Annotated in this window: 9 protein-coding genes and 1 pseudogene; 4 read left to right on the forward strand and 6 right to left on the reverse strand. The window is 70.4% G+C overall.

Annotated features, from left to right (window positions below; translation table 11 throughout):
* A pseudogene (gene groEL / locus ABGB17_RS34830) lies at nucleotides 1-180 on the forward strand (chaperonin GroEL); the annotation flags it as partial.
* Here the strand turns inward: groEL and ABGB17_RS34835 are convergent.
* The 6 genes from ABGB17_RS34835 to ABGB17_RS34860 all read right to left on the reverse strand — a co-directional run bounded on the left by ABGB17_RS34835 (nucleotide 177) and on the right by ABGB17_RS34860 (nucleotide 10,138).
* Nucleotides 177-797, reverse strand: coding sequence for a hypothetical protein (locus tag ABGB17_RS34835; RefSeq protein ID WP_347637868.1), 621 nt, complete (start codon nucleotides 795-797; stop codon nucleotides 177-179). The pseudogene groEL and the gene ABGB17_RS34835 overlap by 4 nt on opposite strands.
* Nucleotides 794-1,474: a hypothetical protein gene (locus tag ABGB17_RS34840; RefSeq protein WP_347637870.1), complete on the reverse strand. Its 681-nt coding sequence runs from the start codon at nucleotides 1,472-1,474 to the stop codon at nucleotides 794-796. Before ABGB17_RS34840 ends, ABGB17_RS34835 begins: the two co-directional genes overlap by 4 nt.
* Nucleotides 1,475-1,551: 77 nt before the next feature.
* Nucleotides 1,552-2,589, reverse strand: coding sequence for a hypothetical protein (locus tag ABGB17_RS34845; RefSeq protein WP_347637872.1), 1,038 nt, complete (start codon nucleotides 2,587-2,589; stop codon nucleotides 1,552-1,554).
* A 93-nt stretch (nucleotides 2,590-2,682) separates the two neighbouring features.
* The gene (locus ABGB17_RS34850) at nucleotides 2,683-3,312 is read right to left on the reverse strand and encodes a hypothetical protein (RefSeq protein WP_347637874.1); all 630 of its coding nucleotides are present in this window, start codon (nucleotides 3,310-3,312) and stop codon (nucleotides 2,683-2,685) included.
* A gap of 118 nt (nucleotides 3,313-3,430) precedes the next feature.
* Complete coding sequence (locus ABGB17_RS34855) at nucleotides 3,431-8,641, reverse strand: ThuA domain-containing protein (protein WP_347637876.1); 5,211 nt, start codon at nucleotides 8,639-8,641, stop codon at nucleotides 3,431-3,433.
* Between the two features lie 216 nt (nucleotides 8,642-8,857).
* On the reverse strand, nucleotides 8,858-10,138 hold the full coding sequence (locus ABGB17_RS34860; protein ID WP_347637878.1) for an ROK family transcriptional regulator: 1,281 nt from the start codon (nucleotides 10,136-10,138) through the stop codon (nucleotides 8,858-8,860).
* A 307-nt stretch (nucleotides 10,139-10,445) separates the two neighbouring features.
* Here ABGB17_RS34860 and ABGB17_RS34865 point away from each other — a divergent pair, with 307 nt between their 5' ends.
* From ABGB17_RS34865 to ABGB17_RS34875, 3 genes are all read left to right on the forward strand, one after another.
* A complete protein-coding gene (locus ABGB17_RS34865; RefSeq protein ID WP_347637880.1) occupies nucleotides 10,446-11,657 on the forward strand; it encodes an ROK family transcriptional regulator in 1,212 nt (403 codons plus the stop codon).
* Between the two features lie 291 nt (nucleotides 11,658-11,948).
* Complete coding sequence (locus ABGB17_RS34870) at nucleotides 11,949-13,007, forward strand: ABC transporter substrate-binding protein (protein WP_347637882.1); 1,059 nt, start codon at nucleotides 11,949-11,951, stop codon at nucleotides 13,005-13,007.
* 37 nt (nucleotides 13,008-13,044) lie between these two features.
* Nucleotides 13,045-14,196 carry an inositol-3-phosphate synthase gene (locus ABGB17_RS34875; protein WP_347637884.1) on the forward strand — a complete coding sequence of 384 codons (1,152 nt, stop codon included), beginning with the start codon at nucleotides 13,045-13,047 and terminating at the stop codon, nucleotides 14,194-14,196.
* Nucleotides 14,197-14,304: the final 108 nt, after the last annotated feature.

Raw genomic sequence — 14,304 nt, forward strand, 5'->3', positions numbered from 1 at the left:
TACGTCAACATGCTCGAAGCCGGCATCATCGACCCCGCCAAGGTCACCCGCTCGGCCCTGCAGAACGCCGCGTCCATCGCCGCGCTGTTCCTCACCACCGAGGCCGTCATCGCCGAGAAGCCCGAGAGGAGCCCCGCCGCTCCGGCCGTGCCGGGCGGCGGCGGCGACATGGACTTCTAGACCGGGCCGCCCCTGCGGCCGAGGCGCATCCAGGTGACCACACCCGCCGCGACCGCGAGGGTGGCGACACCGACGATCAGCAGGGTGCCGATCGGGGTCCCGTCCTCCTGCGCGGCTCCTGCCGCGGCCGCGCCGTCCTCGCGAGGGGCCGTCGCGTCGTTCCGGCCGGGGGCCGCGCCGTCCTGAGCGGGGGCCGCCGCGCCGTCCTGGGACGCGGCGGCCGCCGCCTGCTCGGCGACGACGGCGGCGTCCTTCGCGGTCACGGTGACCGTCTTGCGGGCCTTGGAGGGCTCGGTGGCCTTCACCGTGACCCGCCACTCGCCGCTCGGCAGCGGCTCGGCGGCGTTGTACAGGTTCTGGCCCTCGGGAGACGACCGGAGCGTGACGGGACCGAAGGTCCGCCCGTCGGCGGACTTCGCGGTCAGCGTCGCGATGACGGTCGCGGTGACGGGGTGGTGGTCCTTCTTCCAGGTCACCAGCACGTTGACGTTGTCGGCTCCGTTCCCCACCACCTCCAGCTCGATCGCCCCGCCGTGCGCGGAGGCCGCCGGGGCGCCGAGGAGAAGCGTGAGCCCGGCCAGCAGCGCGGTCACGGCGTATCTCAGTGTCTTGCTCACGAGTGGTGGACCCCCTCGGGTTCGGCGTCCGGGGCGAGCGCCCCGTCACCGGGCGTTGTCTGAAGGTGAACGTGCTGGTGGCCGAAGCCCGCGTCGATGTTCACGGCGTCGAGCGCCGTGGCTCCGACCGACCAGGTGAACAGTGCCTCGGTGCGCTGGCTCCTGGCGAGCTGCAGCGTCCGCGCGGCGTCGGGCCCGCCGAGGTCCCGGGAGACCGCGTAGGTCTCGACGGCGCCGGCGAGCTGGCGTACCGCCGAGGTGAGGGCGGACCTCGCCACGTTGGTGGCGGTCTCGCCGGACGGCGGGTCGGCGAATCCCTGGACGGCGGCGGCGGTCGCCTTCCGCCATTTCTCGACGTCCTCGGTGGTCACCGCGGCGGGCCCGGCGGAGTCCTCGGCCGGCATGGCCTTGGCCAGTCCCTCCAGCACGGGGGCCAGCCGGTCCCGTGTCGATCTGGCCAGCTCGGTGAGCTCCTTGATCTGCGTCTTGTCGCGGAGCGCGTACTCCGCCTTGATCCGGTCGACCGGGCTCGGCCGGGTCAGGACGAAGACCAGGCCGCCCGCGAGGATCGCGCCGAGCGCGAACGCGGCGAGGAGTTTCCACACCGTGGACGAGCTCCGGGCCGGCGCGTGCTGGACCTGCCGGGGGTTCCTGGCCACTGTCGCCTTCTTGTTCATGCTGACGTTCGCCTCCTCGGGATGCTTACGGTGGTGAATGGCTGAGGGACGGATGTCTCACCGCCCGCGTGCTCCCCTCACACCCGCTCACGCCCGACAGGTCCGCCTCTGCTGTGCAGGGCGATCAGCCTCTCGAGCCGCCTGCGGCGCCGCGAACGGTTCCACCGCAGGCCGAGGAAGGCGAGGACGAGCAGGACGAGGAACAGGAACTGCGGCAACGGGAGTGCCCAGACCGTGACGCCGGACGTCACCCGCTCGGCGGTGATGCCGGGGAGCGCCCCGCCGGCGGGCGAGGGGATGGTCATGAGCTTCGCGGTGACCGGCCCGAGCGGCCAGACACCGGTGACCCGTGCGGTGAACTCACGGGTGGCACCTGGCATGACCTCCCGCGCCTTGGCCTTCGAGGTGTCCTTCCAGTCGCTTTCCCCGGCGAACGCCGACGTCAGGACCCGGGCGTCGGGGGCGAGCCGGAGGTTGCCGCGGTTGGCGAGGGTGTAGGTCACGTCCACGTACCCCGCGGCGAAGGGGTTCCACGACCAGGTGTAGTCGGCACTCATGCCGGTCACTTCGAGCTTGGCCTCGTACTCGCCGGTCACGCGGATGTTCAGCCGGACGCCCACCCGGTTCTGGACCCGCACCTGGCCGGAGATCGTGTCCACGGACGCGGTGACCCCGGCGGGGTGGTCCCCCGGTGTCGCGTTCCGCGGGATCGCGACCTTGACCGGCACGACGGTCGTGGCTCCCGCGGCGATGGTCACCGATTCCGGGACCTCGACCCACGCACCGCCGTCGACCGGGGTGGCGTCGGAGGGGCGCATGTCGAAGTAGCCCTTGGCGGTCAGGTAGCCGTCGTTGGCGTCGATCGCGAAGGCGACCGGCACGGCGGAACGGTTGGTGACCGCGACGTGCTCGGTCACCGCCTGTCCCGCCGCGAGTTCGATGTCGATGTCGCCGCGCCCGTCGGGGCCGTTGGCGTCGGCCGGTACGACCGACCAGGTGGTGTCGATGCCGCCTGCGGCCTGTGCCGGGCCGGCGATTGCCACCACGGCGACCAAGGCGATGGCACCGGCGGCGTGAAGCACGGCCAGGGCGCACCGCGAACTGCTCTTGGCCACAGAGGTGTCTCCTGTCTCATCGTGGACGTCCGGGACGAGTGCCAGAGTCGCACACGTCCCGGACGCCCACCAAGGGTGGCGTTCTACCTGCGCTCAGGACTGGTTGAACAGCGAAAGCGTCAGGGTCGAGTGGTACTCGCCGGACGCGACGTCGGCCGGGGTCCGCAGCGCGAGGTCGGCGTTCACCTGCCAGGTGCCGATCTCGTCCGCGGAGTTCGCGGCCGAGACGAGCAGCTCCTGGCCCGCGAGACCCACGTTGGGCGCCCCGGTGCCGTCGGAGATGACACTGGACACCGGCTCACCGGCCGCCACCGCACCGGTCTGCGAACCGGTCAGCAGGCGCGGCGCCCAGCCCAGGTACTCCGGGCCGATGGTCTTGGACGCGTCGCCGGTCGCGACGAACTGGCTGGCCTGACCGACGACGGCCCAGTACTCACCGGCGGGGATGGCGTCGGGACTGCGGGTGTCGCTCACCGTGACCGTCGGCAGGGTGCCGACGAACTGGCGGGCGGTGCCGGTGGACCCGTTCTCCTGCAGGGAGACGCCGGTGTTGTCCGCCACGGTCATCGTCAGCTCGCCCGGGGGGACGATCGGCGTGATGTTCACCGACACGTCGACGCCGTCGTCGGGCTCGTCGGCCGCCGCGGGCGTGCCGGACAGGCCGAGCAGCGCCAGGCCGAGCACCGACACGGCGAGTATCTGGGTGGTTCTCTTGGTTCTCATCGTGATGGCTCCGTATATGCCATGTATGGGGGGGCGGGGCCGGCCGGTCGTGCGACCGGCCGGCCCAGGTTCACATGTCAGGGTGTCCCGGCGTGCGCCGTGATCACCGGTGGTGCGGTCAGCGGCAGCTGACCGCGGAGTAGGCGGCGTCGTACGACGTGGTGACCTGCTTGCCACCGATCGTCGCGGTCCCCGTCACGGTCACCGTGCCGGCGTCGACCTGCCCGAGTCGCGTGTTGAAGGACTGGTACGCCTGCTTGCCCGTCGCCACGCCGGTCACGGTCTTGGCCCCGTACGGGGTCGTCAGCGTGATCGTCGCGGTCTCGGCGCCGTCGTTGACGGCGGTCACCGCGAGGTGCGCCGTGGCGCCCACGCAGCGTGCCGACGCGGTGACGGTCAGGGCGACCTTCGAGGTGGTGATGGTCAGGGTGAGGACCTTCGCCTCCTCGACGTTGCCCGCCTTGTCGGCCGAGCGGTAGGAGAAGGTGTGCTCACCGTCGCCGGAGATCTCGACCGGCGCCGTGTAGGCGGTCCAGTCCCCACTGTCCAGCTTGTACTCGGTGCGGTCGACCCCGCTGCCGTTCGCCTCGTCGGCGGCGGTCAGCGTGACCTTGACCGGCCCGGTGAACGGACCGCTCGCCGGGTCGGTGACCGCGGTGGTCACCGGCGCGGTCGTGTCCTCCGCACCCTTGCTGAGGTGGAAGAAGTCGAACTTGGCGGTCTTGGACGCCGTCTGGTTGCCGCCGAAGGCGAACAACCCGACCTTCGCGCCGGTCACGACCGCGCTGTTCTTCACCGCGGTGTCCGCGGCGACCTCGGTCCAGGTGGTGCCGTCCGCGGAGTAGTAACCGCGGAACGAGTCCCCTTCCTTCACCAGGCGCAGCCACCACACGCCGGCCGTGAGGTTGCCGACCTGAGGCTGCGGGTCCTGCACGGCCCCGCCGACCTCGCTGCGCAGCTCGATCCGCCGCGTCACCGCGGAACCCGCGGTGTTGTCGGTGATGTAGTCGAGCTTCACGTAGTCGTCGTCACCGGCGTACACGATGAGACCGGCCTGCTGGTAGGCCTCGTTCAACGCCGACCCGTCGACCTTCGTCTCCAGCGTCCAGTCGCCGTCCGGCGCCTTCTGCATGATGAAGTTCTTCGGGTTGGTGTTGTCGGTCCCGTAGACGTCACCCGTCTGGGTGTCGATCTGCAGGGCGCCGTCGGCCACCCGCGCCGTCGTGGGGTCGGGGCGCACCGACGCGGTCCAGCGGCACGCGTCCAGGGTGGTGCCGTTGAACTCGTCGTCCGGCGCGGGGCCGGTCGCCGTGTCGTCCGGAGTGATGGCGAACCAGTCGAACGCCGCGTCCACCACCGGACGGGTGCCGGTGGCGGCCAGCGAGATCAGGCCGATCCTCGGGTTGTTGATCCCGGCGAGCGACTTGGTCTGCGTCATGGCGGTGAAGGTGACGCCGTCGGCCGAGTAGTGCGCGGTGATGTTGGTGCCGTCGCTGATGAAGCGGACGTACACCGTGTCGGGGTAGGCGTCGCCGAGCTGTGCGGTGTTGCTCGCCGCCACCTCGTTGGGGGCGCCGTTCTCCTCGCGGATGAACTGGAAGACACGGTTGGCGTGGTTGTTCGTCGCCCGCGCCTGCAAGACCATCTTGGCGTAGTTGTCGTCGTCGCCGTAGATGACCAGGCCCGCCTGCTGGTACGCGTCGCGCGCGTTCAGCGTGAGCTTGGTGGTGGCCGTCCAGGGGCCGGACGGCGCCGGCTGCAGGACGATGTTCGGCGTGAGCGCGCTGTTGCCCGTGCTGTAGATGTCGCTGAGCGACGTCGGGATGATCAGCTTGCCGTCCGCGACCCGCAGGTCCTGGTTCTCCCGGATGACCGACCAGCGGTCACGGTCGAGCGAGGTGCCGAGGAAGTCGTCGGAACGACCGCTGAAGCACTGCGTGGTCGGCGCGTCCACCTTGACGGAGACCTGTGCCGTGGCGACCGCACCCCTGGCGTCGGTCACGCTCACCGTGGCGGTGTACGTGCCCGGCGCGTTGTAGGTGTAGCTCGCGTCGGCCGTCGTCGGCTGCGGCGCGCCGGTCACCCCGAAGTTCCACTTGTAGGTGAGCGGCGTGTCGCCGTCGGGGTCGGTGGCCGTGGCCTTGAAGTCGACCTTCAGCGGTGAGGTGCCCGTGGCCGGGGTCGCCGACGCGGTCACCGTCGGACGCTGGTTCTCCGTGACGCCCTTGCCGATGAAGTCGATCCAGTTGACGTTGATCAGGAAGGAGTCGGCCGCCGCGCTCGCCGGCTTGCGCACGACGAAGTACAGCGGTCCGGTCTGCGCCGGCGGTGCGGTCAGGTTGAGCGTGACGTCGGTGAACGTCTGCCACCCACCTGTTCCCGCCACGTCGGCCGAGCCGATCAGCGTGCCGGTCTCGGGGTTGCCGACCCGGACCTGGACGGTCCCGCCGGTGGTGGCCGAGGCGGCCCGCAGCCGGATCGAGGTGATGTTCCCGAGGTTCACCGGGGAGAACGACCACCAGTCGCCGTCCTGGATGTTCCCGATGTTCCTGGCACCACCCAGAGGGTCGGTCGTGGTCTCCGCCGTGACACCGGCGGCGTCGGTACCCACGCCACCCGCGACGCGGCCGGTCTCGGTGAAGTGCTCGGCCTGCTTGCGCTTGGGCTGCAGGATGACCTGCCCCCGGCCGGTGAGCGACCTGGCACCGCCGGCGCCGCCGCCGTCGGCGTAGGTGGCCTCGAGGATGTAGAACAGGTTGTCGTCGGTGCCGTGGCCGCTGTCGGTGAGCGTCTGGAGCACGCCCTCACAGCCCTGGTGCTCGTCGAGCGGGTGGCCGTGGCTGTCGTGACCGAGGAACGCCTGGATCTTGACCTTGGCGCAGTCGATCGTGCTGTCCTCGGGGTCGGTGACCGCGATCTTGTACTTGACCTGGTCGCCGAACTCGAAGAACCCTCCGTCCGGAGGCGGCAGCAGTGTGACCGTCGGGCGGGTGTTGCCCGCGACGATCGGCACGCTCGCGGTGGCGGTGACGCCGTCCGTGTTCGTGATCTTCAGGACGACGTTGTAGTTGCCCGCGTCGGTGAAGACGTGCGACGGGTTCGGGTCGGTCGAGTCGACCGTGCCGTTGTCGTCGAAGTCCCAGGCGTAGGTGAGCGCCTTGCCGTCCGGGTCCTGCGAACCCTGGCTGGAGAACTGCACACTGAGCGGCACGGGACCGTCGGTCTTGTCGGCCGAGGCGCGGGCGACCGGAGGCCGGGTGCCCTTGATGTAGTCGATCCGGTAGATGCCGGAGTCGGCGTTGTCACCACCGAAGCCGGAGCCCCATTCGATCAGGTACAGCGCGCCGTCCGGACCGAACTTGAGGTCCATGGGCCGCTTGAAGCTCAGGGACTTGAGCACCTGGTTGATCTTGACGAGCGAGGTGGTGTCCTCGTTGACCTGGAACGAGAACATCTTGTTCGTGTTCCACTCGCCCATGATCGCCTTGCCGTCCCAGTAGGCCGGCCACTTGACGGCCGACTGCAGGTCGGCGTCGTAGCGGTAGACGGGACCCGCCATCGGCGCGCCGCCGTTCAGCTCGGGGAAGTTCTGCGCGTCGGTGTTGTAGTGGTACCAGACCGTCGCCCGGGTCATCGCCGGCGGGTTGGTGAGGCCGGTGTTGTTGGGCGAGTTGTTCACCGGCGCGGCGCAGTTGAACGCCGAACCCGAGGCGCTGGTGGCGAAGTCGTAGTCGATGTACGGCGTGTTGTTGCCGACACAGTAGGGCCAGCCGTAGTTGCCCGGCTTGCTCATGAGGTTCCACTCGACGGTGTTCTCCGGACCGCGCGTGGCGCTCGCGGACCCGGCGTCAGGACCGTAGTCGGCCACCAAGGGGTATCCGGTCTTCGGGTCGAGACCCATCCGGAAGGGGTTGCGCAGGCCCATGGCGTAGATCTCGGGCCTGGTCTTGTCCGTACCGGGAGGGAACAGGTTGCCCGAGGGGACGGTGTAGGTGCCGTCGGCCTCGGGGTGGATGCGCAGCAGCTTGCCGCTCAGGTCGTTGGTGTTGCCCGAGGTGCGCTGCGCGTCCCAGGCCGAACGGCCCTGCCGCTCGTCGATCGGGGTGTAGCCGTTGGAGGCGAACGGGTTGGTGTTGTCGCCGGTGGCGAGCCACAGGTCACCCGTCTTGTGGTCCATGACCATGCCGCCACCGTGGTGGCAGCACTCGGCCCGCTGCACCGGCACGTCGAGGATCTTCTTCTCGCTCGCCATGTCCAGCGTGTCGCCGTTGACCGTGAACCGGCTCAGCCGGTCGACGTTCTCACCGGTGGGCGAGTAGTAGAGGTAGATCCACTTGTTGGTGTCGAAGGCCGGGTCGAGCGCCATGCCGAGCAGGCCGCTCTCGTTGGCGGTGAACACGCTGAGGCGGCCGGCCGTCACGGTGCCGCCGGTGGTCTTGACGATCTTGACGTCGCCGAGCCGGTCGATGTAGAAGATCCGGCCGTCCTTGGCGATGTCCAGCATCATCGGGTTGGACGTGTTGTCGTCGAGCGTGGTCTTCTCGAAGCTCGCGCTCTGCGAGGCGGAGCAGTCGGCCTTCGCCGCGCCCGCGGCGGTCCTGATGCCGCCGAGGAGCATGCTCAGGAAGTGCGTCTCGACGAAGCTCGCCTTGGTGTGGCCGAGCCCGGTGTACCACGAGCGGCCGCCGTCGTAGTCCTGGCACCACACCGTCGGGTGGTCGATGCCCATGGTGCCGCCGCTGTAGGACTTCTCGTCCAGCGACGCCAGCACGTGCACGGTGCCGCGGGGGTTGGCCTGGTAGTCGTACCACTCGTCGGTGCGGGTCCACGAGGTGGGCAGGCCCTGCGTGGAGGGGTGCGCCGGGTCCTCGACCTTGACGGTGGCCTGCTGGGTCGCCGGGTGCGACTTGAAGTACGCGCCGACCAGCTTGCCGTACCACTCCCAGTTGTAGCCGCTGTCAGAGGCCGCGTGGATGCCGGCGAAGCCGCCGCCGCCCTGGATGTAGCGCTGGAACGCGTCCTTCTGGTCCTGCGTGTTCAGCGGGTCGCCGGTCGTGGAGAGGAAGACGACGGCCTGGTACTGCGCGAGGTTCGCGTCGGTGAACGTCGAGCTGTCCTCGGTCGCGTCGACCGTGAAGTTGTTCTCCTGGCCGAGCTTCTGGATGGCCGCGATGCCCTCGGGGATCGAGTCGTGCCGGAAGCCGGTGGTCTTGGAGAAGACGAGGATCTTGAAATCGGGGGCCGCGGCGCTTGTCGCGCTCGCGGCACTCGCTGCGCCCGCCGGGGAGGCGACGAACGACAGGATGGGGAGGACGAGGGCGAGTGCCATCGCCGCCGCCGTACGGCGGATAGAGCGATGGCCGTTGACAGGGGTGGCCGCACTGCGCGACCGGGCCCACGTTCGAGAACGTGGTGACATGGGAACTACCTTCCTGACCAGGGGGGGACTGTCAGGCAAGGCGCGCGCCGCCGCGCTTGTTGCCATCTGCTAGCGGTGGACGGGTGGGGTGCTGGAGGGTGCCGTCTCCAGGTCGTGGGGGGCCCGTCAGGGAGTCGCGGGCCGGAGTAAGGGATCCATGAGGGTCGTCGGGTCGTCGATGAGCTGGTTGATCACCATGCTCGCGGCGCCCCGGGAGGCGGCGCCGAAGCCTAGGTCGGAGGCGGCGAACCGGCACGGGGCGGCGTGGCGTGCCACGACCAGCCGCTCCAGTTCCGTCTGGGCGTGCGGCAGCAGCCACTCCGCCAAGGTGGCGAAGTAACCGCCGACGACGATCACCCGCGGGTTGAACAGGTTGGCCACGATCGAGCCGCCGAGCCCGAGCCACCGTCCCACCCGCGCCACCGCCTCCAGCATGCGCGGGTCGCCCGCGGCGAGGCCCGCCGCGATCTCCGCCGCACGTTCCTCGGGGTCGGGCACCGGCGGGCCGGCCCGCTCGTGCGCCCGTTCCGGCAGGGCCGTGCGCATCAGCGCCTCCAGCCCCACCTTGGTCTCCCAGCAGCCGTACCGGCCGCAGCCGCAGCGGGCGCCCGCCGGGTCCACCGGCAGGTGCCCGACCTCGCCGGAGAAGCCGTCCGCGCCGCGCAGCAGCCTGCCCTCGACGACGATCCCGCCGCCGACCCCCACCTCGCCGGTGAGGTAGACCATGTGCGGCGTACCGGCGGCGACGCCCGAGGTGTACTCGGCGAGGGCCGCGAGGTTGGCGTCGTTGTCCACCGTCACCGGCAGCCTCAGCGGGCCGAGCGCGCCGGCCAGCCGGTCCGCCAGGGGCAGGTCGTACCACTCCAGGTTGGGCGCGAGCGCGACGACGCCGCGCGCCACGTCGACCAGGGCGGGCACCGCGACCCCGATGCCGGCCGGGACCGCTCCAGCCCGCTGCATCGCCTCGATGGCCTCCCCGGCCACCAGGCCGAGCCGGCGCAGGGAACGGTCCGGGCCGCTGCCCACGGTGTCGAACCCGACGCGGCGCTCCACCACGACACGGCCGCTGAGGTCGCAGCCGTGTACCGAGATGTGCCCGACGTTGATCTCCAGGCCCAGCGCGCCGACGTGGGCCCCGTGCAGCGCGACCGCCCGCCGAGGACGGCCCACCGCGCCGACGTGCTCGGTGCCGACCTCCCGCACCAGCCGCCGGTCGAGAAGCTCGGCCACCAGATTGGACACCGTGGCACGGTGCAAACCGGTCACGTCCGCGATGTCGGCCCGGGAGCGGGACACGTGGTCACGGAGCTGACGCAGCACCAGCGACAGGTTCGCCCTGCGCAGCGTGGCGTGGCTCGTCGGCGGGGCGGTGCCACCCGCGGCGCGGGTCAGGTGCTCCTGCGCCACACGATCACCGCCTTCCGTTTGTCTCTGTGATCAACTAATGAGGGTTGTAACACGCGTATGTCCGTTCTGCACCCCTGTGACAGGTAACGAGTTGACATCGCAGGGCAACGTCCCAGGTCAGCCGGTAAATCTGGTCGTGTTACATGAACGTTACACAGATCCTCATCCCCCTACACTTGCCTCACCCGGGGATGTGTGTCTTTAATTCGGCCAGCCATGCAAACCAATTAGGAGGGCCGTGGATCATCGGCACAACCACGGCCGTACCGGTGAACCGCGGCTTATCGGCAGGTCGACGGGGATTCCCGTGGACCAGACGACGATTCGCCGCTCCAACCTTTCACTCGTTTTACGGCACGTCAGCGAGCGCGGCCAAAGCTCCAGGTCCGCGGTCGCCGTCGCGACCGGCCTCAACAAGACCACGATCACCAGCTTGGTGAATGAATTACAGGCGCGCGGCCTGCTCAAGGAGATAGGGCCGAGGCACGCGGGTTCCGTCGGGCGTCCGAGCCTCGTGCTGACGCTCGACGGTTCGGGTGTCGGCGCTTTGGGAATGGAAGTGAACGTTGATTACATCGCCGCTTTCGCCACCGACCTAGCGGGCCGGGTGCTCATCGACCGGAGAATCGGCTTCGACGCCATGGAGTCCGATCCCGGGCGGTCGCTCGACAAGCTCGCCGGCGTCATCTGCCGGACCGTCGCGGATCTCGAACGGCTCGGGGTCGCGCTGGCCGGCATCACCGTCGCCGTCCCCGGCCTCATCGAGGCGGACACGTGTACCGTCGTGGTCGCCCCGAACCTCGGCTGGCGCGGGGTGCCGGTGGCTGACCGGCTGGTGTCCGCCGGCGTCTCCCCGCACGTGCCCATCACCATCGACAACGACGCCAATCTCGCCGCACTGGCCGAGTGCAGCTCGGGTGTCGCGATGGGCATGTCCGACATGGTCTACCTCACCGGTGAGGTCGGCGTCGGCTGCGGGATCATCTCCGGCGGCCGGCCCCTCCGTGGGGCCGACGGGTTCGCCGGCGAGGTCGGCCACGTCGTGGTCGATCCGGCCGGTGAGCCCTGCGGCTGTGGCCGGGCCGGGTGCTGGGAGACCAAGGTGGGGCTGGCGGCGCTGGTACGCATGGCGACGCCGGGCCATTCCCCTGGCGCGTACCGGCGGTTCGTCCGCGACCCGGAGGAACGGCTCGCCGAGATCGAGCAGCGGCGGGCCGAAGGCGATCCTCTGGTCGACACGGCCGTCGCCGAGGTGGGCCTGTGGCTGGGGCGCGGTGCCGCGCTGCTGGTCAATCTGTTCAACCCGCGGTTGATCGTGCTGGGTGGATATTTCGCCCGGCTCGCCGACCGGCTCATCCCCGTCGCACAGAAGGAGTTGGACAGGCTCGGTGTGGCAATCGCGGCCGAGCGTTGTGATTTCGCCGCCTCCCCCCTAGGCTTCGGCGCAGCCGCGCGGGGCGCGGCGCACGTCGTGATCGAGCGGGTGCTGTCCGACCCCACCAGCATCGCGATTCGCTAGACCTCACGTCAGGCCGTCGGCGGGCCTGGTCAGGTCCTGGTCGGGCCCTCAACGGGCCCCGGTCAGGCATGGAAGAACAACAGAACGACGACCCCTTCCGACCCCCGACCCCCGTTGCCCGCCACCCCTCCGAGCATCCCGTTCGCCTGGCCGTCAGCCAGAGCTGCGCCGGTACCGTTCACGCCGACCTCGGTGCCGTCACAGTCGTGCCGACTGGCTCGGCCAGGCGAACGGGATCCCCCTCCGCGAAGCCCCCGCGCGCGCGACCCGCAGCACCCAAGGAGAACGATCATGGACAAGAACCTGGCCCGGCGCGGCTTCCTCGTGAGCGGCGCCGTCGTCGGCGCCGGTGCACTGGTGAGCGCCTGCACGAGCAACGCCCCCGCCGCGGCGCCCTCCTCCGCCGCCCCACAGGTGGCGTCCGCGGGGACGGACAACGACAAGCCGGGCGACAAGGTGGTCATCGGGTTCTCCGCGCCCGCGGCGGACCACGGGTGGATCGCGGCGATCACGAAGAACGCGCAGGAGGCGGCCAAGCAGTACCCCGATGTCGAGTTCAAGCCGGTCGAGCCGACCAACGACATCAACCAGCAGATCTCCGCGGTGGAGTCGCTGATCCAGGCCGGCGTCGACGTGCTGGTGATCCTGCCCAACGACGGCGAGCAGCTCAACCAGGTGGCACGCAAGACGATGGACGCCGGCATCCCGGTCGTCAACCTGGACCGGGTGTTCCCCGACAAGCTCTCGTACCGCACCTGGATCGGCGGCGACAACTACGGCATGGGTGTGGCCGCCGGGCACCACATCGGCAAGACGCTCAAGGACAAGGGCGTGACGAACCCGGTGATCCTGGAGATCCAGGGCATCGCGACGCTGCCGCTCACCCAGGACCGCAGCAAGGGCTTCGCCGACGCGCTGAAGACCTACGGCTTCAGCGTGACCGCCCAGCAGGACGCCAAGTTCACCGTCGAGTCCGGCACCCAGGTGGCCAGCAACCTGCTCCAGGCGCACAAGAAGATCGACGCCATCTGGAACCACGACGACGACCAGGGCATCGGCGTGCTCGCCGCCATCAAGGAAGCCGGCCGCGAGGAGTTCTTCATGGTCGGCGGCGCCGGGTCCGCCAACGCCATGCGCGACATCCAGGCCGACTCCGGCGTGCTCAAGGCCACGGTCACCTACAGCCCCACGATGGCCTCCTCGGCGATCAAGCTGGCCCGCCTCATCGCACAGGGCAAGGGCATGAGCGACCTGCTGGAGCAGCAGGTGCCGCAGTCGATCACGCTGACCTCGGAGACCGTCACCAAGGACAACGCCACCGAGTACCTGCCGCTCGGGTTCGAGTCATGAGCTGAGCAGCCCCCGCACCGACCGTGAGAGGAGACTGATGAGTACCGGAGTATGGCTGATCGGAGCACGAGGATCGGTCGCGGTGACCAGCGTGATCGGAGCGCTGGCGGTGCGGGCGGGTCTCGCGGCGCCGACCGGGTGCGTCCTGGAGTCGCCGGAACTGCACAGCGACGCCCTACCCGGTGTCGGGGACCTGGTCTTCGGCGGCCACGACGTCTCCTCGATCCCTCTGGAGAAGAAGGCCGCGGCGCTCGCCGAGGCGGGCGTCGTGCCCGCCCGGCTCGCCGGGGCCGTGCGGGACGGTCTGCTGGACATCGAACGGGACGTGCGGCCGCTGCCGGCCCGCGCCACCCAGGCCGAGGTGGCGCACGACATCGGCGCCGACCTGGACCACTTCCGCCGGCGGCACGGCCTGGAGCGCGTCGTCGTGATCAACGTGTCGTCCACGGAGCCCGCGCCGCCCGCGCACCCCGCCCACGACGACCTGGCCGGGCTCCGGGCCGCGTTGCGCGGACCGGAGCCCGTGCTGCCGCCGAGTTCCCTCGCCGCGTACGCCGCCCTGAGCGTGGGCTGCCCGTACGTCGACTTCACGCCGTCCACCGGCGCCCGGTTGCCCGCCCTCGACGCGCTCGCCCGTGAGATGGGGCTGCCGTACGGCGGGCACGACGGCAAGACCGGCGAGACGCTCGTCAAGTCGGTGCTCGCCCCGATGTTCGCGCAACGCAACCTGAAGGTGCGCACCTGGTCGGGCACCAACCTGCTGGGCGGCGGGGACGGCGCCAACCTGGCCGAGCCCGCGGCCAACGCGGCCAAGGCCACCAGCAAGCAGCGCGTGCTGGCCGAGACGCTCGGCTACGTGCCGCAGGGGGACACCCGCATCGAGTTCGTGGAGGACCTCGACGACTTCAAGACCGCCTGGGACCTGGTCACCTTCGAGGGTTTCCTCGGCACCCGGATGCGCATGGAGTTCACCTGGCACGGCTGCGACTCCGCCCTCGCCGCGCCGCTGATCCTGGACCTGGCGCGGCTGACGGCGGCCGCGCACCGGGCCGGCCGGACGGGCCCCCTCACCGAGCTGGCCTTCTTCTTCAAGGACCCCATAGGACAGGTGCCGCACGCGCTGGCCGACCAGTGGCGGCTGCTGCGCGACGCCGTCGCCGCGTTCGGCGCGGGAGGCGCGCAGCGATGACCGGACCCCGCGACCCGCTGGACCTGACCCCGGCCCCCGTGCCGGCACCCGGCGGAGGGAGGGGGCCGCGATGACCGAGCCGCGCGATCTGCCGGGTCTCGTGCCGGC

The sequence above is a fragment of the Sphaerisporangium sp. B11E5 genome, from assembly GCF_039871875.1.
In the GTDB taxonomy this organism is placed as follows: Bacteria; Actinomycetota; Actinomycetes; order Streptosporangiales; family Streptosporangiaceae; genus Sphaerisporangium.

Bases quoted from the DNA above. Each gene is read 5' to 3' on its own strand.
- ABGB17_RS34840 (WP_347637870.1), bottom strand. From the start codon at position 1,474: ATGAACAAGAAGGCGACAGTGGCCAGGAACCCCCGGCAGGTCCAGCAC.
- ABGB17_RS34870 (WP_347637882.1), top strand. From the start codon at position 11,949: ATGGACAAGAACCTGGCCCGGCGCGGCTTCCTCGTGAGCGGCGCCGTC.
- ABGB17_RS34855 (WP_347637876.1), bottom strand. From the start codon at position 8,641: ATGGCACTCGCCCTCGTCCTCCCCATCCTGTCGTTCGTCGCCTCCCCG.
- ABGB17_RS34850 (WP_347637874.1), bottom strand. From the start codon at position 3,312: ATGAGAACCAAGAGAACCACCCAGATACTCGCCGTGTCGGTGCTCGGC.
- ABGB17_RS34875 (WP_347637884.1), top strand. From the start codon at position 13,045: ATGAGTACCGGAGTATGGCTGATCGGAGCACGAGGATCGGTCGCGGTG.